The organism is Lysinibacillus capsici, assembly GCF_020217405.1.
In the GTDB taxonomy this organism is placed as follows: Bacteria; Bacillota; Bacilli; order Bacillales_A; family Planococcaceae; genus Lysinibacillus; species Lysinibacillus capsici.
The window spans coordinates 3,116,814-3,138,194 of record NZ_CP084108.1; the positions used below are offsets into that span (position 1 = coordinate 3,116,814).

Consider the following 21,381-nt stretch of genomic DNA (forward strand, 5'->3'; position numbering starts at 1 on the left):
GGATGAAAATTTCACCTTGCCTACAGCTCTTTTAATTTAATATTGAAATTTAGCTAGTGCTGCCTGTAATGAGTCCGTCATAGCTGTTAATTGTTGGGCTTTGCTATTGATGTCATGAACCGCTAAATTCTGCTGTTCCATTGTTGCCAATAACTCCTCTGTTCCTGCTGAGGATTGCTGGCTAACAGCCGTCATATTTTCCACTGCACGTACAACCTCCTGCGTCTCCCTTTGAATGATACTGGAGGCAGCTGTCACATTATCGATTTGTGCTACTGTATCGATAATATGGCATAAAATCGCATCAAGTGCCTGCTTATTGGCATCAATATATTGCGTATTGTTTTCCATAGCTAAGACAACACTTTGCATAGCATCACTAGCCTTTGCTGCTTCCCTCACAACCATATCAATAATGGAGGCGATTTGACTTGTTGATTTGGCTGATTCTTCTGCAAGCTTTCGTACTTCCTCTGCCACAATCGAAAAGCCCTTGCCATGCTCACCTGCACGAGCAGCTTCTATCGCCGCATTTAATGCTAATAAATTTGTTTGACCTGCAATAGCATTAATGACTTGTAAAATACGATTAATTTCTGTTGATTGGTCGCTGAGCTGTTGGACGACCATAGCTGTCAGTGACACTTTTTCAGACATCACTCCCATCCCTTGAATAGACTGCTCTGCATGAATTAAACCTTGTTTAGAAGACGTTGTTGTAAGCTGAGAATCCTGAAGCATTTCTTCAATTGCCATTTGAATTGCTTGCAATTTCTGCTCAACCTCTTGTGTAACGCCTAATGTGGTAGACGCCTGTTCGGCTTGTACGGTAGCACCTGTCGCCAACTCACTTGTTGTTGTTAACACCTGTTCGATACTGATGCTCATATCATTGGTAGAAGCACGTAATTCTCCGCTGTATAGATTCACCTGATTGGAAATAAGTGTAGCCGCTTGTAACAGCTCGCGCATATTGTCTGTCATATGATTCATTGCATGTGCAAGCTCGCCAATTTCATCCTTCGAACGAACCTGTAACGGCTCCACTGCTAAATTTCCACCAGCAATGGTTTTGACCTGTTCCACTGTCTGAACCACTGGTTTGACGATCCGCTGAGCTATCCAAGTAATGGCACCAACTAATACAATAATACCAATAATAGCTAGTAGTATTGATAACCACATTGCCTCACTTGCGGCTGCCATTACCTCATCAGATGGAATAATTACCTGCAATGCCCACGGTGTCGACGTTTGACCAATTTGGATAGGTGAGACAGCAATAAAGGAAGCTTCTTGTAAATAGGATGAATAATCCTCTACTAAATAGGATTTGCCCTGTTCAACAGCAGACAAAACTTTATCCGCACTTTTATATTTTTCCATTTCAGTCACTGGTCTATTGACATAATCAGGAGATGGATGGGCAACAAATGTCCCCTTATGAGACACAATGGCACTATACCCTGTATTATAGAGTACATTTTCATTATTAATGGCAACCAATGTTTCTAAGCTTATATCAATTCCAACAAGACCAACGACATTTCCATTTATTTGAATAGGTATAGCTGTGGAAGTCATCAATACATCTTGACCATCAATTGGGTAAGTTAGCGGCTCTAAAATAACCTCTTGTTTCAACGTTTTAGGTAATACATAATAATCACTAGTTTCATAGTCTTCTAGAGGAGCAAGCGTCACACCATTGTTGCTGCGTGCCCAATATGGAAGGAAACGACCTGATGCATCATGCCCTTTCGAATTGGCAAAATGAGCATCTTGTCCATCAAAGGCATTTGGCTCCCAAATCGTCCAAACCCCTAGGAAGGTATCATTTTGTTCGAGTAATTGTTTGAGCATCTCGTTTGCTAAATCACGATCTCCCTTATGATTGGCTACCATTGTTTGGAGATTAGAGGCTACTGTCCTTGCTGTATCCATCGCATAATCAAGTTCCATTTGCATTTGATATGCACTTTCGGACGCCTGCGATTGAGCGAGCTGTCGTGCATCCTCCACTGCTAGTGAATTAGTTTTTACAATATTGACACTTAAAATAATGATGAACACAATCATCATTGTAGATAACGTTGTCAGTAATATTTTATGTAGTAATTTCATATGTACCAGCTCCCACCTATAGCAACTAAATAAATAATAGCATTTATGCGTCAATAAATAACTAAATATTCAGAAAAAATAATTCTTATAGAATTTAACTTACAATATAGCTGCATGTCATCCTGTTATACATAAGATGACACGCAGCCTTAGTTCTCTACTAAAAATGGAATTTTGCTAGTGTTTGTTGTAAGGAGTTCGTCATACCAGATAAGCTTTCTGCCATATTTTTCAGCTCATGAACTGCGGTATTTTGCTGCTCCATCGTTGCTAATAGCTCCTCTGTTCCTGCTGAGGACTGCTGGCTGACAGCTGTCATATTTTCCACTGCCCGGACTACCTCTACTGTTTCCGTTTGAATTAACTGAGAGGCAGTTGTCACTTCGTCAATTTGCGCTACAGTATCAACGATATGCTGTAAGATGGCATCAAGTGCTTGTTTATTGGCATCAAGATACTGTGTATTGGTTTGCACAGCAGCCACAACATTTTGCATGGCATCGCCTGCTTTTACAGTCTCCTTCACAACCGTATCAATAATAGCTGCTATTTGACTCGTCGATTTGGCGGACTCCTCTGCAAGTTTGCGTACTTCCTCTGCTACGACAGAGAAGCCTTTCCCATGCTCTCTTGCACGAGCAGCCTCTATCGCAGCATTAAGTGCAAGTAAATCCGTTTGACCTGCAATAGCATTTATGACTTGTAAAATACGATTAATTTCAGTCGATTGGTCACTCAGCTGCTGGACAACAGATGCTGTTAATGTGACTTGCTCCGACATCGCCTCCATGCCTTGAATCGATTGTTCCGCATGAATCAAACCTTGCTTGGATGCCTGCGTAGTCTCCTGAGAGCGATGAGTCATTTCCTTGATAGCCACTTGAATAGCATGCAATTTCTGCTCTACCTCTTGCGTTACACCTAGCGTTAGGGCTGCGTGCTCAGCTTGTAAGGTTGCTCCTGTCGCTAACTCACCTGTTGTCGTTAGCACTTGATCAATACTCACACTCATATTATTTGTGGAAGACATGAGTCGATCACTATAGGTACTTGCCTGATTTGAAATTTGCGTTGCTTCCTGAATCAATGTTCGTGTATTACTTGTCATGATATTGACAGCCTTTGCTAAATGACCAAGCTCGTCCTTGCTATCCTCCGCTAATGGTTCCACTGCTAAATTTCCATCTGCAATCGCTTGCACCTGCTCCACTGTCATTACGATAGGTCGAACAATTCGACGAATAAGCCATGTTAGCACGATTAAAAGATAAATCAGGCCAGCAACACCTATAATGACCATTGTCCATGTGAGTTTTGTTGTTTGTGCTAACACTTCTTTAGTCGGTACTGTGACAAGCAATGACCACGGAGTTTCCGTTTTTCCAATATGAATGGGAGCAGTGACAATATAGCTATCCTCTTGTAAATAGCTTGAAAAATCTTGAATAACGGAAGCCTTGCCCTCCTGAATGGCCGTTTGAATCTCGTTTCTATATGTATACTGTTCTTGCTCAGCAAATGGCTTTGTCACATAATCATTGTTTGGATGTGTCACAAACATGCCATTATTCGAGATAATCGAACCAAAACCACTATCAAATAATTTTACTTGTTGGCTTAGTTGAGCGAATGTTTCTAAACTCATATCCACGGCCACGATGCCTTTAAATTCATTGTCAATCGTAACAGGCACAATGATGGACGTTAATAACACATCCTTACCCGCAATAGGATAAACAAATGGTTCCAAAATCATTTCCTGTCCTTTTTGTTTCGGTAATAGATAAAAATCAGACGTATCATAATCAACAATAGGAGTAGGAACAATACTATCACCATCGCGCGTCCAAAATGGAACATAGCGTCCTGATGCATCATGTCTTTCTGTGTTTATGTATTTTTCGTCTTGCCCGTCGAAGGCATTAGGTTCCCATACAGACCAAACACCCATAAATTGCTCATTATTTTTCAAGATACGTTGGAACATAGCATCTGTTAAAGTACGATCAGCCTTTTGTTCTTCCACCATTGTAGTTAAATTAGCTGCAAGCGTACGTGCTGTATCCATAGCATAATCAAGCTGAATTTGAATCTGGTAGGCGTGATCCGATGTTTCTGCTTGTGCCATTTTTTGAGCTGTTTCTATTGTTAAATTTTTTGTTTGATAAATATTCACAACTGTTATAACTGCGAATACGACAAATACTGTCCCAATGACAGTTGCGAGAATTTTCCCCAATAAATTCATATGCATCATCCCCTTTAGATAGAAAGTAATAGATACCTAACCAATTAAGCTAATTATAGCATCAGTCACCATGAGTAAAGTATCTAAATCAAGAGGAAATATGTCTTTTTTATAGATAAAAACTCCTGTTTCCAGGAGTTTCAGACTGTAGACAAACTCAATGAATTTTGAGTTTGCCCACAGTCTTTTTTCTTTTACAATAAAATAAAGTAAAGCCGTTGATTTCCACTACGGGCGGACGCTTTCCGCGGGCGGGGTCGAGCTGCTTCCCTCGCTTCGCTCAGTCCAGGATCTCGACTTTCCCGCTTTTCCCGCAGGAGTCGCCACCCTTCGTTCCAATCAACTTCTACATAAAGAATTCCTTATTCATCTATTGATAAAAAGTACACTTTCGAGGTGATCAACCATGATGACGAAAAATCAAATCAATGAACGTGAACAATTAGAAATGTTAACGATTGATCAATTAGTTCCCCAAGATCATTTAGTACGAAAACTAGAGGCGGCTATTGATTTTTCATTTATCTATCCTTTAGTAGAAAACCTCTACTCTGCTAAAGGACGCCCTAGTATTGATCCTGTTGTTCTCTTTAAAATGACGTTTATTCAGTACGTTTTTGGTATACGGTCCATGCGTCAAACCATCAAAGAAATTGAAACGAATATGGCGTATCGTTGGTTTTTAGGATTTGGCTTCCATACAGAAGTTCCGCATTTCTCTACCTTTGGTAAAAATTATGTCCGTCGCTTTCAAGACACTGATCTATTTGAGCAGATATTCTATCGTATATTAAAAGAGATTATGCATCAAGGACTCCTCCATGCAGACCATTTATTTATCGATTCTACGCATGTGAAAGCGAGTGCGAATAAACGAAAGTATGATAAAAAAGTTGTGCGAAAAGAAACACGGGCTTATGAAGAGAAACTTCAATTAGAGTTAAATATTGATCGTGAGGAACACGGAAAAAAGCCCTTTTCCCCGGAGAAATTTGAAAAAGAAGAATGGAAAGAAATAAAGGAAAGCACGACAGATCCTGAAAGTGGCTATTACGTGAAGGATGAACGTACGAAACAGTTTGCGTATTCTTTTCATGCAGCGACAGATGAAAAGGGCTTTGTCTTGGGTGCCATTGTGACTCCGGGAAATGTGCACGATAGTCATGTATTACAGCCACTTGTGGAAAGAGTCATTAAAAACGTTCAAAAACCATTAGCTGTTGCGGCAGATGCAGCCTATAAAACACCCGCAATTACAAACTTTTTATTAGAGAATCAAATGTTGCCTGTTCTTCCTTATACACGTCCTAAAACGAAAGATGGTTTCTTCCGAAAGCATGAGTATATATATGATGAGCACTATAATTGTTATCTTTGTCCACAAGGACAGATATTGAAGTATACGACAACGACTAAAGAAGGGTATCGTCAATATAAATCGAATCCTTTGATTTGTGCGAAGTGTCCGAGCCTATCCCAATGTACAGAAAGTAAGCAACATCAAAAACTCATTCAACGTCATATTTGGGAATCATATGTAGAGGAAGCAGAACATTTACGTCATTCCAATGACATCAAACAAATCTATGCAAAGCGCAAAGAAACGATTGAGCGTGTCTTTGCCGATGCAAAGGAAAAGCATGGTATGCGATGGACAACCTTAAGAGGTCTAAAAAAATTGTCCATGCAGGCGATGCTTACTTTTGCTGCCATGAATTTAAAGAAACTGGCTACTTGGACGTGGCAAGTAGCTTAAGAGAGCAACTATGCTCGAAGCGTATGTTGGATTTGGCAATGTATGACCAAATATCAAGACGACATAGGAAGAAAAATGACAAAAGCCCTCGAGAGTGAACTTGAACTGCCCCGTAAAAGTTAGACATCAATCTAACTTTTACGGGGGTTTTTTTATGGCAAAAGTAAATGTTGAACAACGTATTCAAGCAGTTCAACGATATTTAAATGGAAATGAAACTTTGATCGAAATTGCGAAAGATATCGGTGTGACAGCTCAGATTGTCAGTGAATGGGTTCGCCGTTATCAAAAAAATGGCGTAGAGACTTTCTTAAAGTCCTATACAAACTATTCAGCTGACTATAAAATGAATGTACTTAATTATATGAACGAGACAGGTACATCTTCGAGAGACACAGCTGCACTATTCAATATTTCATCTCCTGGCATGATTCGGAATTGGAAGTTGAAGTTTGAAGTTGGTGGTTATGATGCCCTTGTTTCTAAGAAAAAGGGGCATCCATCTATGAAAAAAGAGACAAAAAGAACAACGAAATCAACACCAGCTGAAGGATCTGTTGAGGCGTTAGAAGCACGAATTAAACAATTAGAAATGGAGAATGCGTACTTAAAAAAGTTGAATACTTTAGTTCAAATGCAAGAAAAATTACCAATCAAATCAAAGCGCAAGTAATTTATGAACTAAAGGAAATCTATGAAGTAGTGGAATTAATCAAAGTCGCTGATATTCCACGTAGTACGTATTATTACTGGGAAAAGCGTTTGAATCGTCATGATAAATACGCTGATGTGAAAGTCGCAATTCAGTCCATTTATCATGAACATAAGGGACGTTATGGTTATCGTCGGATCACCAAAGAACTAAAAAAATTTGGTATTCATCACGATCCAAAAACGATTAACTGCTTGATGAATGCCATTGGCATAAAGTGTGAAGTCCGCATGAAGAAATATCGTTCGTATAAAGGTAACGTCGGAAAAATTGCCCCAAACATATTACAACGCGATTTTACAGCGGAAAAAATGAACGAGAAATGGGTAACAGACGTGACAGAGTTCCATCTATTTGGTGAGAAACGCTATTTATCACCCGTCCTTGATCTATGTAATGGCGAAATCATTGCATACACGGTAATGAAGCGTCCAGTGTATAAACTAGTCCATAATATGTTAGAACAAGCATTGGAGCGCCTCGAATCAAGTGATCAAGTCATTCTTCATTCAGATCAAGGTTGGCATTATCAAATGAAAAAGTATCAACAAACATTAAAGCAACATGGAATTACGCAGAGTATGTCCCGTAAGGGTAATTGTTTGGACAACGCAGTCATCGAAAATTTCTTTGGCTTATTAAAATCTGAACTCCTGTATCTACAAGAATTTGAATCCATGGCACATTTTGAACAGGAACTCAACGACTATATTTACTACTACAATCACAAACGAATGAAAGAAAAATTAAAAGACCTAAGCCCGGTGGAGTACCGAACTCAGGTCTTAGCAGTTGCTTAACTAAATATGTCTAACTTTTTTGGGTCAGTTCAACTTCTCGAGGGCTTTTGTCTACAGTCTGAAACTCCTGTTTCCAGGAGTTTTTAAAAGTACAGCTCGCTATATGTCAAGTATGCCTCGTAGCCAACGCTCCACAAAGTTTTCAAACGTAATTCCATAATTATCATAAACAGCATGATAAACAAAGTATGTTCCTAAACGATCAAGCATTTCATCATTAATTTTCATCACAAACCGCTCCTATTCTTTTCGTTTTTTACTAAATATTCAGACTTATATATTTCCCAAATGCCGAACAATCAAGTGGAGGTCGCATCGTTGCAAAACCGTCACAAACTACCGCCTTCATGCCCTTTCTTCATATTTTTCTTTTCGTTAAGATAGTTATAACAACTTACTAGACTGGAGGGACTACTTGTGAAATGGATGACAAAAGTTGCTTGTATCACATGCATCTGTGCACTACTTTCTGGCTGTGGTGGTCGATTTTCAGAAATTAAAGATGCTGCTTCAGGCATCAATTCAGCTGCTAATTCCGCAGCTAGTGCAGTTAGCCGAGATGTCCATGCAATACGTGCACTAGACATTAACTATAAAGATACATTGTTTACGGTTAATGACCTATTTAAAACTATTTTACGTGACATACGCTGGGATTATGACCTCGAAAAAAATGAGCTACATGTGAGAGGTACTTGGCAGCCTCCGCTATTTTCAGATCAGGCATGGAGTGACGACATGAAAGAAAAGCTTGCTGAATCAGGCTTTGTGACTGTTACCTGTAAAATAATTGACGACAAAATTGATAGCGAGCAAACGAGCATAACACTTACATATAATGAAGAAATTCTCTTACAAAAAAATGGTGAGGAAGCTCTCCATCACCTATATGATACTTATTTACTTCCGTAAACTTAGGAACGTCTCTACCATTTAATCATGGCAGAAACGTTCTTTTTTTGAAAAAAATCTTATAATTTCGAAATATCAAAGGCTATCATTTGAATAAACTAAAACCATCACGTTATAATCAAAGTATCACGTGATGGTTTGGAGGTGTTTGCATTGGGACAGAAAAATTAAAGATTGGCGAGCTTGCAGAAAAAACAGGCATTACTAAACGAACAATCGATTACTATACAAATATTGGTTTGCTAGATGCAGAACGTTCTGCAGCAAATTATCGCTACTATGACCCAGCCATGATTAAACGGCTTCAATTTATTGAACAGCGCAAACAACAGGGACTCTCACTTGTACAAATCCAACATGAGCTAAACATCACACCCTATGAAGAAATCGATGTCCAGGTGCTTCGTTTAAAAATGCAAGATTTAGAGCATGATGTTACATCTCTGCTCGCACAAATGAACAAGCAAGATGATAAAAGAATTGAAACGATTAAGAAAAATGTTTCACCCGAAAGTATTGCATTAATGCAATCTTTATTATTACTCATTCATAATTAGGAGGTGACGTTCTGTTTTTACAGAACGACTATTTGGAGACCATAATAAACCTATCGATTTTTACCATTTTATTAGCTTTAACAGGCTTTTTCGTGGCAACAGAATTTGCCATTGTAAAAGTACGTTCCTCAAGACTCGACCAGCTGGTTGCGGAAGGCAATAAAAAAGCAGTTGCTGCGAAACATGTTGTTCAACACTTAGACGAATACTTATCAGCCTGTCAATTAGGGATTACTGTAACCGCTCTTGGTATCGGGATGGTTGGTGAAAAAACTTTTGAATTTATGCTTCACCCGCTATTCGAAATGATCGGCATTTCCGATAAATATATGACAATCTTTACAATTGGAACAGCCTTTGCCATCGCTACGTTTTTACATGTAGTGGTCGGCGAATTAGCCCCAAAAACGGCTGCCATCCAAAAAGCTGAATCCATTACACTTCTTTTTGCAAAACCCATTATGTTTTTCTATAAGATCATGTATCCATTTATTTGGTTCTTGAACGGTTCTGCACGTGTGTTAGTTGGCTTATTCGGTATGAAACCTGCTAGCGAACATGAGCTATCTCATACAGAGGAAGAATTGCGATTATTACTGTCCGAAAGCTTTAAAAGTGGTGAAATCAATAAATCTGAGCTCAAATATGTCAATAACGTCTTTGAATTTGATGAACGTATTGCTCGTGAAATCATGGTTCCCCGAACAGAAATTGTTGGAATTGAACAAAATGAATCTTTTACAAACATTATTCATTACATCGCTGCTGAAAAATATACCCGTTACCCAATCTATGATGGGGACCGAGATAATATATTAGGTTTCATCAATGCGAAAGAACTATTAACCCATGGTCTACTTGAACAACTTACAGACGACTCATTAGTTCTAGAAGATTTCATAAATCCTGTCATTCGCGTAATTGAAACAATGCCCGTTCAAGAATTACTTGTACGTATGCAAAAGGAACGAATCCATATGGCCATCCTAATGGATGAATATGGTGGTACATCTGGTCTTGTAACAGTGGAAGATATTTTAGAAGAAATTGTTGGTGAAATTCGAGATGAGTTTGATGATGATGAAATTGCAGATATTCGAAAAATTACAGATCATCACTACTTATTAAATGCAAAAATGCTTGTGGAAGATGTAGAAAATCTATTAAACATTACGCTGGAAGCTGAAGAAGTGGAAACATTAGGTGGTTGGTTCTTAACTGTAAATAACGGCATTAAAGCATCAAAAAATATTGAACTAGGCTCCTATATTTTTAGCATCTATGAGCAACAAGGTCATCAAATTCATTATATTGAGGTTCGTCCTCTTCGAAAAAATCTACTTCTTAAAACAGAGGTTCAATCGTAACTGTAGGAAACAGTATTCCTTATTCCATTATTAGCCATTTCACTATATAATGAATAGAGAAAAATGATTTTAGTTGTAGGGGGCCATACACATGACATTATTTAAGCTATATCATTCAGATGGTATTCACATTATTACTGACGTAAAGAAACACAAAACAAATATTGAGTTAAAAACAATCACGGGAGAAGTTCTATTTATTATCGTGGTAACAGATGAAAATTACACAGTCTACGATGATCGTTTTGCAGGAGCTTCCAAACAATTAAATTCAGTTGAAGCTTTCGATATTGATGGGAGTTTTCGTAGTTTAGATTTCGATAATATGCGCTCACTATTTAAAGAATCTTTTACAAAGCTATTACAAGAGATTGCTGTGTGTGTCAAAAATAAAGAGGAGCTTGTGGATATTGATACACTCCGCCATAAAGTCAGCGCTCAGATTAAAGGCATCCACTTCAGGGTGATCTCGGATACGAAAAAATATGAAATCTAACATCCAACAGACTGTCCATTAGGGGCAGTCTGTTTCAATTTTACGCGATCTAAGCAACTTCCTAAGATGAAAGAAAAACACGCTTCTTTACTTTCATGTATAATGGAACTTAACAATCTGAAAATAAGGGGTGTTAGGATGAATCGTGAACAATTAATCACACTCGTTTCAGAAAAACTGAAATTAATCCGTACAGAAAAAGCTTTCACACAGGATCAAATGAGTGATTTACTAGGATTATCAAAAAAAACACTTGTCCAAATTGAAAAGGGCCGTATACTAGCTGGCTGGACAACCACTGTTACAGTTTGCACATTGTGTCGAGACAGTACAATTTTACAGCATGAGCTTGGTGGTGATCCATTAGAGGTTGTAGATTTAATCGCAAATAATGGAACATTGCAGCCAAAAGAGAAAACAATGGGTGGATACATATGGTGGAAAAACATTCAGGAGTATGGTGGTTTTCGACTACAGCAAAACGTCATCAGTCAGCATTATCGCATTTTAGACAGCAATAATTTTCGCCTCATTTCAACATTTGATGAACAAATAGCCAAGCAAGCATGGGAAAAACTACAGATATAATTTTTAAGTCAAACAGTAGGAGCATTGCAATTTGCTTCTGCTGTTACGTTTCAAGCATTTCCCCTCCTCTCATAACTCATCTTCTCTAGACAAATGAATAAAGCTATAAAATCATCCTTCATATGATAAACATAGTAGTAAGAGAATTGTTTCTTTAAAAATTCTATGAAAAAAGCTAGGAGAAGCTAGAAAAGTCGAAACTTGTAGAATAATTCTCTATACTTAAGGGTAAAGCTGTACTATTAGAAAGGATGCTCGTACATGAACCGTATACTAGCAATTAGTGACATACATGGAGAATTAGAGCTACTGGAAGAACTATTATTAAAAGCAAACTATGACCCAATGAACGACCAGCTTTTTCTTCTTGGTGATTATATTGATAGAGGGCCCTCTTCTAGTGGTGTGTTAAATTTAGTGAGTGAATTACAGACAAAAGGTGCACGCGTTTTACTAGGCAATCATGAGGCGATCATGCTCAATGCATGTCGTTCAGGCCTTGCTAAGCCATGGAACCATTGGGTAGGGCTTTGTGGTGGTGAGGCTACATTAGCAAGCTATGGCTATCAGTTGGCAGACTTTGAGGAAGCCATCCAAAGTAATACTCTGCCTAGCTTTATTAAAACGCTCCCTAAACTCGAAGAACATTTACAGTTAATCGAGACATTTGAAATATATATTGAGTTAGAGGATGCTATTTTCGTCCACGGTGGCGTTGTGCCAGGTGCTGCAATAGCCGAAACTGACCCCATGCGCTTACTTTGGATTCGTGAGGAATTCCACGCAGGCTATCAAGGGGAAAAAACAGTAATCTTCGGCCATACCCCTACTTATAACCTGCATCATGATCCAACTGATTATCGTGTTTATTTCGGAGAAAATAATATTATTGGCATTGACGGTGGAGCTGTTTTTGGCGGACGATTACATGCATTCGAATGGCCTAGTCGCCAAATCATTTCTGTCGATAATAAAAAACCAACAAGTAACGAGTGAACTTGTTGGTTTTTTATTTTCGTAATTGTTTTCGCACTACTTATTTTTTTCAGGGCAATTTTTGAAAAAATTAATATAACTTAAAAATAACGCCTACTAGCGAGTACACAATGACTGTTGAGAATAGTATAGTCATATGGAATAGGGAAAAAACAAACATTTTGGTAGCCCATTTCACTTGATCTGTATTACTATGATAACCGTAAATACTCATCACTAGCCAAGCAACACTTAAGATCAATGCCACAAGCATGATGCCTACACTTAGCGAGCCAAATAAAAAGCTTGATAAAATCAATAAGATTAAATAGAAATTGGTTTGATAATACGTTCGACGCATCCCTTTGATAACTGGTAGCATGGGCACACTGGCTGCTTCATAGTCTACACGTTTGCGAATGGCAATAGCATAGAAATGTGGCATTTGCCAAATGACCATAACAAAAAATAAACCAAGTATCGCTGGGTGTGTAATATCTGTAGATACAGCAGACCAACCAATTAATGGTGGCACCGCACCACTAATACTACCGATTTCTGTATTATATATCGTACGACGCTTTGTCCACATTGTATAAGGGACTACATATAGGAATACACCTAATAATCCAAATGCCGCTGCTAAAGGTGACGCAAGTGCCAACACAGCTACTCCTATAATTAACATTACAACAGCTAATGATAACGTCGATTTTGCTGACATTTCACCTGTTACAGTTGGTCTGCTTTGTGTACGAGGCATAATTGCATCAATATCACGATCATAGACATTATTAAAGGCCCCTGCAGCTCCAATGACAAAGGCGGAACCGATTGTTGAAAAAATGATTTCTGGTATATTGTCTACAAACGTCATTTTATTTTTGTACATGCCTAGCGTTAAACCAGCCCACATAGGTATTAAATTGGATTTGATAATCCCTGTCTTGACGGTTTGCGCTAAAATAGAAGAACGTGATGACTTCCCTCTTGGTTTTTCGGAGGATAGTGGTTTATGCTCCGTTTTCAGATTTTGTTCCATTCAGCTTAATTCCTTTTCTCCATAATTTCTACACGCTTTCATCGATAGAAAGCGACAAAATTTGCATCTAGCACATCAAATTATTATTTTACCCCTTTTAGATCTGTTCTGTCTCTCTTTTCACATAAAGTACATGTTTTTCATCTAACAAAGAACGTTCATTCACAACATCTACTATGATACCACCGACTGACGTGAATTTGAACCTTCTTGCCTCGATTCTTCCAAACACTATTGGAGAAAAATAATTTGATAATAGATCGTATCACAGTAGGCAAAAAAAACCGAGACAAATTTTTGCCTCGGATTTCCTTTTATTGAATTTCTTCCTGTAGTTGCTGCGCTAAAAATGCCACTAGATCACGAAGATTATCAGGTGTTACACCATGTCCATCTGGGTATTGTTTAAATGTCACCGTAGCACCAAATTGTTCAAAGATCTCCTTGCTTTCCATTCCCCATTGAGAAGGTATTACATAATCATAATCACCGTGCGAAATAAAAGCATGTAAATGTTCTACAGAACGAATGGCATATTCCTCCGTCACAAACCTTGGCGTATAGCCACTTAATGCAACAATACCCGTCACTAAATTCCCCATCACAAAGGCCAGTGATTGTGCTAAAACCGCCCCTTGGCTAAAGCCTAAAACAAATACTTTATGAGGATCGATTTGGTATTCTTCGATGGCCTCTAATATAAATCGTTGCAATGCAATCAACACTTTATCGAAGATTGCACGATCTGGTTGCCCCACCTCTTGAATGGTAAAAAAAGCATAGCCGGGATGTTGCGTAATTGGCCCTCGTAAGCTAAATATATGACATTGCTCTTGAAAATCCTGCACTAATTGTGGTAAATCATCCTCATGGCTGCCCATGCCATGAAGCAAAAAAATAGCGGGATATTTCTTCGTAGGGTCCATATTTGTTGGTTGTGTATGGTTAAAAGTAAATGGTGTATTCATTTAATCAAATTCCTTTCGCGTGAAGCTTTGTAACAAAATTAGTGTAATTTTGTTTTATTAATTAATCCATCTGTATGGTAGGCAATGTAGCCATTGACAATTCGTATCGTTTCCTGTGGGTCTGCGTCAAAGAGTATTTTTGATTGCTCTGGCGTGGATACAAGCACGGTTAATAAATCCATACGCATGGAATGCCCAGCAGAGCTATAGGCATAGTCATAAATAATTGCTTCCTCAGTCATGCCTTCTGTCTCATATTGCTTATGGAATAAATTCTTTGCAGCATCTAATTGCTCTGCCACTTGTTGACGAATGCGCATCTGATGCATTAATAATTCCTCTTCAAGAGCTGATGGCTTTAGCCATTCCTTAGCTTGAAGCATTTTTAGAAATTCCTGCTCCCAAGCCTGTTCATTCTCCGTAAAATAAAGCATATTCATCATCAACATGTCCCAAAAGTCCATAGATGTCGCGGCTGATTGTCGCTGCATAGTAATTGTTTCTTTAAAATGATCTTCCACTTTTGTAATATTCATATTGCGAACTAAATGATTACATACGTTTTCTATAAACTTATTTGCCGCTTCTTGTGCCATAAAAAATCCGTCCTTTATATCTACAAATCATTTTCTTTCTTATCATACCATGATTGTGAAATATGGCAACGAACCCTGCTCACTTGATTTCTCAGTAAAAAGGACGTCTCCATATGCATTGGAGACATCCTCACTGTGTTGGAAACAAAATGACACGCTGGCGGAACGGAAATCGACCCCACGCCTTGCCAAAAGGTCTTTTTTCGCTCTTGGCATAATCTTATTTCAACAAAATAAGGATGTCTCCATATACATTGGGGACATCCGCATAATATTATAAAACTATTGAAATTAGTTTTCTGTAGAAGACTCCTGAATGTTAGGAAAAAACATAGCTATCCATATTATCTACTGTATTTTGAATGGCATCTTTCAATGACCGCTGCTGTTCGCCACAAGAAGTTAGTGCATCCTCTAAAGTGATTGCTGCATTCGCCATAAATGGAGCCATTTGCAAATCCTTAGCTAATTGAATAAGTACAAGCGCTTTATTCCATTTCCAACGAGGATTTGTTGGATCTAGCTGTATCGCTTGTTCTAAATAACCGAGCGCATCAAATGGCATCCAACCAAAACGATGCATCGTCTGCCCTGTGATTCCCCAATAGACAGCCTTATTCGGATTTTCCTTTACTGCTTGTTGAAAGCAGTGAACACTCTCATTGTATTGATGTGCGAATAGGAACAGCTCTCCCTGTGTAAAAAAGGATTGTGCCTTGTCTGCAGGTGTTCCAGTTTTTGCGACTTCCTCCAATTGCTGAATACGCTTCGCAAATGACTCTTCATCTTTTATTGCCCGTATTTCTACAACTAGATCTGATTCTGGATAGCTTTCATCAGCGCGTTCCACATGCTGTACTTCGATATGACCAGTTGGCTTTGGATAACGATCATATTCATATTCTTCTAATAATCGAATATACTTTTGTGCTAGTGCTTTGTCTGCTTCATTTGTCACCTGCTTCGCTAATTCATAGCATTTCATCAGTTCACCATTATAAAAATAATCATCCATTGACATTCATCATTCCTCCAGTGTACAACTATTCAGTATTTTTAGTATACACTACAAAAACAAAAGAGACCGTATCTAAATAATTATGATACAGTCTCTTCCTTTTCTATTTATTTAACACAACCGTATTTAAGAACGTTCGTAAATCTTCTTCTTTAAGAGCTCCTACAAAGCGATTTACTTCTTTACCATCTTCGAAACGAATGAATGTTGGTGTTGCTTTAATATTATATTTTCCCCATAAATCATCGTATTCATAGACATTCAATTGAGCAATATCAACACCAAGCTCATCGGCAATTGGCATTAATACTGGTGTAAATGCTTGACAGTGTACACAGATTGGACTGAAGAAGTAAGCATTAACCGGTTCGCCCGCTTTAATTTTAGCTTCTAGTTCGTCTGGTAACATAATGTTTTGATAGTTTTCATCATCCAATTGATCAATTGTTTCTTGTTTTAGTTTTTTATCGCCATAAGGGTTATTTGCGCTTTCTAATTTACTTTTGTTTGAGACGTTGGTAAGCACAATAATTGCTGCAAATAAAACAACAATCACTGAACCAATTATTAATAATTTTTTCACTAAAGTAGTGACCTCCTTTTTTACACTAAAAGCCCTAGTTTTAGTGCATTCGCGATTGATTATAAATTGTTTTGAAAACCTAGTAAACTAATTCGCCTTTAAATGAAGATATTTCACATTTATAACATAATTTCAAGTATATTTGGGAACATACATAGTGAGAGTTTATGCAAATTTGAATGTGGGGTGATTATGATGAAAAATTCGTTCCAGCGTGTTTTTCAAATTTATACAAAAGATATCCGGAATATTGTCACAAACTGGGTCGTAGCTGTCATTATAGGTGGACTAATTTTTCTTCCTTCTCTTTATGCCTGGCTAAATATTTATGCCTCCATGGACCCTTACGCCCACACCTCTAATATGAAAATCGCGATTGTCAATGAAGATACGGGAACCACTGTAAGAGATGAAGCAATAAATGTCGGGAATGAAGTAATTGAGACTTTACGTACGAATAAAAGCTTTACTTGGAAGCTCGAGACAGAGAAAAAAGCTAAGGAACAATTAAAAAATGGTGATTTCTTTGCAGTCATTATCATTCCAAATGATTTTTCGCAAAAACTAACCTCTATTCTAACCGACAAACCAACGAAGGCCCATATTGATTATTATGTAAATGAAAAAAAGAATCCTATTGCTCCTAAAATTACAAGTAAAGGCGCGAGCGTACTTACACAGCAGGTTTCGAATGAATTTGTATCCACCGTCAATGGGACACTTTTTTCTATTTTTAATACAATTGGAATTGAAATGGAACGTGACATTCCTGATTTTCGCAAATTTGAAAATTATGTTTTTACTATAGAACAGCATTTACCTGATATTAATTCATTTTTAACTCAAGCCTCTACCCAAGGAAAAGAGGCAAATCAATTACTTAATCAGGCACTGACACAAGTTCCACAGGTGGAACAACTAACAACAGATGGTTTAACTACCATTCAAAAGGGTTTACGTTTAGTGAATGAAGCAGATGCTTTATTTAATGAACTATCTCCTATCATCAAAAAGGATGTCACAACTGTTCAAAATATTGCCCAACATTTTACAGATATCATCAATAAGCTCAATCGTATAAATATTGACCCTGCCTCTATTACACAAACGAAAGAGGCACTTAAAAATCAATTGTCAACTTCTAAAGATAGCATAACCAAGAGTATTCAAACGCTTGAGGCAATGCAAAAATTAATTCAGGCAGATGCTTCGACTCGTAAGCAATTAGAAGACTCTTTAACAACCATTATTGGTTCTTTACAGGAAAGTAATGCAGAAGCGAATCAACCAATCATCGAACAGCTTACAGCCATTCGCGAAGCCTTGGAACATCCTCCAAACTTCATTGATTCTACGTCAAATGCGCTTAGCTCATTACAACAATTACAGACTCTACATGACGATTTACTAAATAAAATAGATCAATTAAAGCCAATTGATAAAGATGTTATCAAGCAAGACATTACAGCTATTCAGCAAATCGCACAAAATGCTACAGCTAATTTACAAAAATTCTTATCCTACTATAACGAAAGTCTAGAGCCACAAATTCGATCGACCCTTACCAGTGCGAAACAAACTTTAACTAACGCTTCTACCATGCTGACAAATGTAAAACAATTCATACCTCAGGCAACAGATAAATTGACTAAGACCAAAAACACGCTAGGTACAGCAAATCAAGCTATTCAAAAAATACAAACTGAATTTCCAACTTTAAGTGCTAAAATCAAAGAATTAGCGAATAAACTACGAACTCTAGAAGAAGAAGCGGATCTAGCAGAGATTGTACAATTACTTAAAAATGATGTCAACGCCGAACGTGATTTCTTTGAGGAGCCTATTAAATTAAAGGAACATCGCATATTCCCTATTGCGAACTATGGAACAGCCATGACACCGTTTTACACAGTACTCTCTATTTGGGTAGGCTGTTTACTGTTAATTTCATTATTGTCTGTGAATCTCCATGGAGATTCACCTTATAGTATTCGAGAAATTTACTTTGGTCGACTCTTAACATTTGCAACTTTCTCGTTGATTCAAACTCTAATTATTACCATTGGAGATATTTTCTTAGTAGACGGCTCCATTCAAGCACCTGCCTACTTTATCTTATTTGGACTTTTCATTAGTCTCGTATTTGTAACGGTTGTCTACACACTCGTTTCCGTCTTCGGTAATGTAGGAAAAGCATTAGCCATTGTGATGCTTGTGTTACAAATTGCAGGCTCTGGGGGAACCTATCCAGTCGAGTTATTGCCGAGGTTCTTCCAAATAATCAACCCTTTCTTACCTTTTACGTATGCGATTGAAATGATGCGTGAAGCTGTCGGCGGAATTATTTGGTCAACAGTCTGGATGGACCTCATTTTCCTATTAGGTTTCTGGTCCATTTTTATCCTGTTCGGATTCTTCTTAAAAAAATTATTGAGCGAGAAAATGGAACATTTCATGAACAAAACACGTGGATTAGATATATTTCACTGATTTTCAACGAGGCGTCTGTAAATGTTTATGAAAACGATGTTATAATGGAAGTATTGTTAACATGTAGGAGGCGCTATTTTTGAAGAAATCAATTACTATTTTTGTTGTATTGGCGTTACTGTTATTAAGTGCTTGTGGAGAAAATAAAAACAGTGCTGAAACCTCTCCTAAAGCAAATGACGCTTCACATGAAGGTCATGACCATGCAGAGGCATCTGTTGATATCCAAGAAGAAACGGCTTCTGCTGACGTCCTACCAACCTTTTTAGAGGGCAAGCAAGAAAATATACGCTTAGTCTATCAAATCGCTGGACAATCAACAGAGATTCTCGAATGGATGCCATGCTATTGCGGCTGTGGGGAATCTGCTGGCCATAAAAGTAATTTAAATTGCTTTATTCAGGAAAAACGTGAGGATGGTTCGATTGTTTGGGATGATCACGGGACACGTTGTTTAGTGTGCTTAGAGATTGCTGTCCAATCAGCACAACTGCACAAAGAAGGCAAGAGCTTAAAAGAAATTCGTCAGTTCATTGATGACACGTATAAAGAGGGCTATGCAAAACCAACACCAACGGACATGCCTGCATAAAAAAGCAAAGTCGCACATTCGCGACTTTGCTTTTATTGTTTTAGTTGATTTTTCTTTCGTTTACGAAGGATGATATACAGTATAACAGCAATGACAAGAATGAGCCCAACAAATTCTGCAATTAAAACATAGGATATTTCATCTTTTTTAGCTACTTTCACGTCTTCCTTATCAGCATTTTGATCTACGGCCACGACAAATTGTCCTTCTTTTGTTTCAATCGCAGCGTCTGCCTGAGAATTCGTCTCTTTCAAGTGAGCATAAAAGTCACCTTTTACAGAAGCATTTTCTAATGAATGAATCCATAATAAAGGCTCTTTTTGCTGCCAGAAATTTTTCGTTATGAACACATATTGGCCAATTGCCTCAGGTAAAAACCCTTGCGAGATAAGCTGCTCAGATGTGTAAGGGATTCTTGAGGCTTGCTTGGAAAGCCATGTTAGCTGTTCCATTTCTCCCATAAAAATGACTGTTTATTAATAGTCATCATCCTAATTAAATGTTATTTACCCATTACGAATTCCCGATTTTTAATTATAGTATACAACAAATGGAATAGCTAAGTTTTTATGTGAGTAATGTCACGGATAATCTAGCCCTTAAATAAAAAAGATGCCCGAGAAAGGTCTATAGACTCTTCGGACATCTACACTTTTTCAATCTAACCTAATTTCTTTGTATATATTTCTCTTGAAAACAAAATTGTTATTACAATGATTGGAATACATATACCCATTGTTTCAATTTTAGTTGGCATTATTTAACAAGCTTCAAAATGGTTTTAAAATGTTCATGATCTGCACGTTGTAGTAGCTCATATAAGATCATTTCGGTGCTAGTTGGGGAAATTCCAAGCGCATGCATCTTTGTAAGCCCAATTTCTTTATTTGCCTTTGTTCGAGAGGATACGGCATCTACAACAACCTCTACTTCAAATCCTTGTTCTTTCAGCTGTCTAGCCGATTGGTACACACAAATATGTGTTTCGATACCTGTCACAATGAATTGAGTGCGTCCATTTTCCTTCATCGCTTCTACAAATGCCTCTTCTTGGCACGCACTAAAGGCCATTTTAGGAATCGGTTGCCCTTGTAAATGCTGAGCAATCTCAAGCGCCGTTCCGCCTAAACGACTTGGATTTTGTTCTAGCCATAAAATAGGTACTTCCAGTGCCTGCATTGCTTGTACGAGCTTTGCCACATTTTCAATTACCATTTCACTGTCATCAACAATTGTTGCTAACTTTCCTTGCACATCTACAACTACTAAACAAGCTTTCTCTACGGTAAACATCCTAAACACCTCTTTTTCTTTTCTTTATAATATTATACAAAAACCTGCTTATCTCTCGTAAAGTAATAAGAAAATTTCTCTAACAAGCGATTTTAATGGTTTTGCTTTAGCCTGTAGATTTCACACTTCTAATAAAGGAATATTCGTAAACAAAAACACGAACATTATCATTTTTATTGCCATAAAAAATATTTAATATACGGAAAATATAACTTAATTTCAAAAATAAACTTCTTTTTGTTCGTTTTTAATGAAAAATACCTG

At 37.7% G+C, this 21,381-nt stretch carries 20 protein-coding genes; 10 read left to right on the forward strand and 10 right to left on the reverse strand.

What is annotated here, in order from left to right; translation table 11 throughout:
- Positions 1–36: 36 nt before the first annotated feature.
- A complete protein-coding gene (locus tag LCP48_RS15355) occupies positions 37–2,124 on the reverse strand; it encodes a methyl-accepting chemotaxis protein (RefSeq protein ID WP_009370171.1) in 2,088 nt (695 codons plus the stop codon).
- Positions 2,125–2,284: 160 nt separating this feature from the next.
- Complete coding sequence (locus tag LCP48_RS15360; protein ID WP_225340359.1) at positions 2,285–4,372, reverse strand: methyl-accepting chemotaxis protein; 2,088 nt, start codon at positions 4,370–4,372, stop codon at positions 2,285–2,287.
- A gap of 406 nt (positions 4,373–4,778) precedes the next feature.
- Here LCP48_RS15360 and LCP48_RS15365 point away from each other — a divergent pair, with 406 nt between their 5' ends.
- Together LCP48_RS15365 and LCP48_RS15370 are read left to right on the forward strand one after the other, a co-directional pair.
- Positions 4,779–6,128 carry an IS1182 family transposase gene (locus tag LCP48_RS15365; RefSeq protein ID WP_225340360.1) on the forward strand — a complete coding sequence of 450 codons (1,350 nt, stop codon included), beginning with the start codon at positions 4,779–4,781 and terminating at the stop codon, positions 6,126–6,128.
- A gap of 154 nt (positions 6,129–6,282) precedes the next feature.
- Positions 6,283–7,640, forward strand: a protein-coding gene (locus LCP48_RS15370) for an IS3 family transposase (protein ID WP_085986378.1) whose coding sequence is annotated in 2 segments (ribosomal slippage) — positions 6,283–6,736 and positions 6,736–7,640 — 1,359 coding nt in all. Because the reading frame shifts where the segments join, the coding sequence is not laid out codon by codon here.
- Between the two features lie 99 nt (positions 7,641–7,739).
- On the opposite strand, the gene LCP48_RS23365 is transcribed toward LCP48_RS15370, so the two are convergent.
- A complete protein-coding gene (locus LCP48_RS23365; protein WP_004227289.1) occupies positions 7,740–7,868 on the reverse strand; it encodes a hypothetical protein in 129 nt (42 codons plus the stop codon).
- A 198-nt stretch (positions 7,869–8,066) separates the two neighbouring features.
- Here LCP48_RS23365 and LCP48_RS15375 point away from each other — a divergent pair, with 198 nt between their 5' ends.
- The 6 genes from LCP48_RS15375 (at position 8,067) to LCP48_RS15400 (ending at position 12,556) form a co-directional block, all read left to right on the forward strand.
- The gene (locus LCP48_RS15375) at positions 8,067–8,552 is read left to right on the forward strand and encodes a hypothetical protein (RefSeq protein WP_225341044.1); all 486 of its coding nucleotides are present in this window, start codon (positions 8,067–8,069) and stop codon (positions 8,550–8,552) included.
- A 215-nt stretch (positions 8,553–8,767) separates the two neighbouring features.
- Positions 8,768–9,109 (forward strand): MerR family transcriptional regulator, encoded by a 342-nt coding sequence (locus tag LCP48_RS15380; protein WP_036218600.1) that lies wholly within the window; start codon positions 8,768–8,770, stop codon positions 9,107–9,109.
- 32 nt (positions 9,110–9,141) lie between these two features.
- Positions 9,142–10,476, forward strand: a complete 1,335-nt coding sequence (locus LCP48_RS15385; protein WP_004227284.1) for a hemolysin family protein — start codon at positions 9,142–9,144, stop codon at positions 10,474–10,476.
- A 91-nt stretch (positions 10,477–10,567) separates the two neighbouring features.
- Positions 10,568–10,972, forward strand: a complete 405-nt coding sequence (locus LCP48_RS15390) for a hypothetical protein (protein ID WP_004227282.1) — start codon at positions 10,568–10,570, stop codon at positions 10,970–10,972.
- A gap of 138 nt (positions 10,973–11,110) precedes the next feature.
- Positions 11,111–11,560 (forward strand): helix-turn-helix transcriptional regulator, encoded by a 450-nt coding sequence (locus LCP48_RS15395; protein ID WP_009370152.1) that lies wholly within the window; start codon positions 11,111–11,113, stop codon positions 11,558–11,560.
- Between the two features lie 261 nt (positions 11,561–11,821).
- Positions 11,822–12,556: a metallophosphoesterase gene (locus LCP48_RS15400; RefSeq protein ID WP_225340361.1), complete on the forward strand. Its 735-nt coding sequence runs from the start codon at positions 11,822–11,824 to the stop codon at positions 12,554–12,556.
- Between the two features lie 70 nt (positions 12,557–12,626).
- On the opposite strand, the gene cyoE is transcribed toward LCP48_RS15400, so the two are convergent.
- The 5 genes from cyoE to LCP48_RS15425 all read right to left on the reverse strand — a co-directional run bounded on the left by cyoE (position 12,627) and on the right by LCP48_RS15425 (position 16,742).
- Positions 12,627–13,577, reverse strand: a complete 951-nt coding sequence (gene cyoE, locus LCP48_RS15405) for a heme o synthase (protein WP_004227273.1) — start codon at positions 13,575–13,577, stop codon at positions 12,627–12,629.
- Between the two features lie 314 nt (positions 13,578–13,891).
- The gene (locus tag LCP48_RS15410) at positions 13,892–14,545 is read right to left on the reverse strand and encodes an alpha/beta hydrolase (protein ID WP_009370150.1); all 654 of its coding nucleotides are present in this window, start codon (positions 14,543–14,545) and stop codon (positions 13,892–13,894) included.
- Between the two features lie 38 nt (positions 14,546–14,583).
- Positions 14,584–15,141 (reverse strand): hypothetical protein, encoded by a 558-nt coding sequence (locus LCP48_RS15415; protein WP_225340362.1) that lies wholly within the window; start codon positions 15,139–15,141, stop codon positions 14,584–14,586.
- 319 nt (positions 15,142–15,460) lie between these two features.
- Entirely contained in the window at positions 15,461–16,162 is a 702-nt protein-coding gene (locus LCP48_RS15420) for a tetratricopeptide repeat protein (protein WP_216486782.1), read from the reverse strand.
- A gap of 100 nt (positions 16,163–16,262) precedes the next feature.
- The gene (locus tag LCP48_RS15425) at positions 16,263–16,742 is read right to left on the reverse strand and encodes a thioredoxin family protein (protein ID WP_009370145.1); all 480 of its coding nucleotides are present in this window, start codon (positions 16,740–16,742) and stop codon (positions 16,263–16,265) included.
- A gap of 192 nt (positions 16,743–16,934) precedes the next feature.
- Between LCP48_RS15425 and LCP48_RS15430 the strand changes: the two genes are divergently transcribed.
- Positions 16,935–19,232 carry a YhgE/Pip domain-containing protein gene (locus LCP48_RS15430; RefSeq protein ID WP_225340363.1) on the forward strand — a complete coding sequence of 766 codons (2,298 nt, stop codon included), beginning with the start codon at positions 16,935–16,937 and terminating at the stop codon, positions 19,230–19,232.
- A 79-nt stretch (positions 19,233–19,311) separates the two neighbouring features.
- Positions 19,312–19,824, forward strand: a complete 513-nt coding sequence (locus LCP48_RS15435) for a PCYCGC motif-containing (lipo)protein (RefSeq protein ID WP_004227258.1) — start codon at positions 19,312–19,314, stop codon at positions 19,822–19,824.
- Positions 19,825–19,856: 32 nt separating this feature from the next.
- Here the strand turns inward: LCP48_RS15435 and LCP48_RS15440 are convergent, their stop codons facing one another.
- Both LCP48_RS15440 and LCP48_RS15445 read right to left on the reverse strand, forming a co-directional pair.
- On the reverse strand, positions 19,857–20,276 hold the full coding sequence (locus LCP48_RS15440) for a hypothetical protein (RefSeq protein ID WP_004227256.1): 420 nt from the start codon (positions 20,274–20,276) through the stop codon (positions 19,857–19,859).
- Positions 20,277–20,580: 304 nt separating this feature from the next.
- Positions 20,581–21,117: a hydrolase gene (locus tag LCP48_RS15445; RefSeq protein ID WP_004227254.1), complete on the reverse strand. Its 537-nt coding sequence runs from the start codon at positions 21,115–21,117 to the stop codon at positions 20,581–20,583.
- Positions 21,118–21,381: the final 264 nt, after the last annotated feature.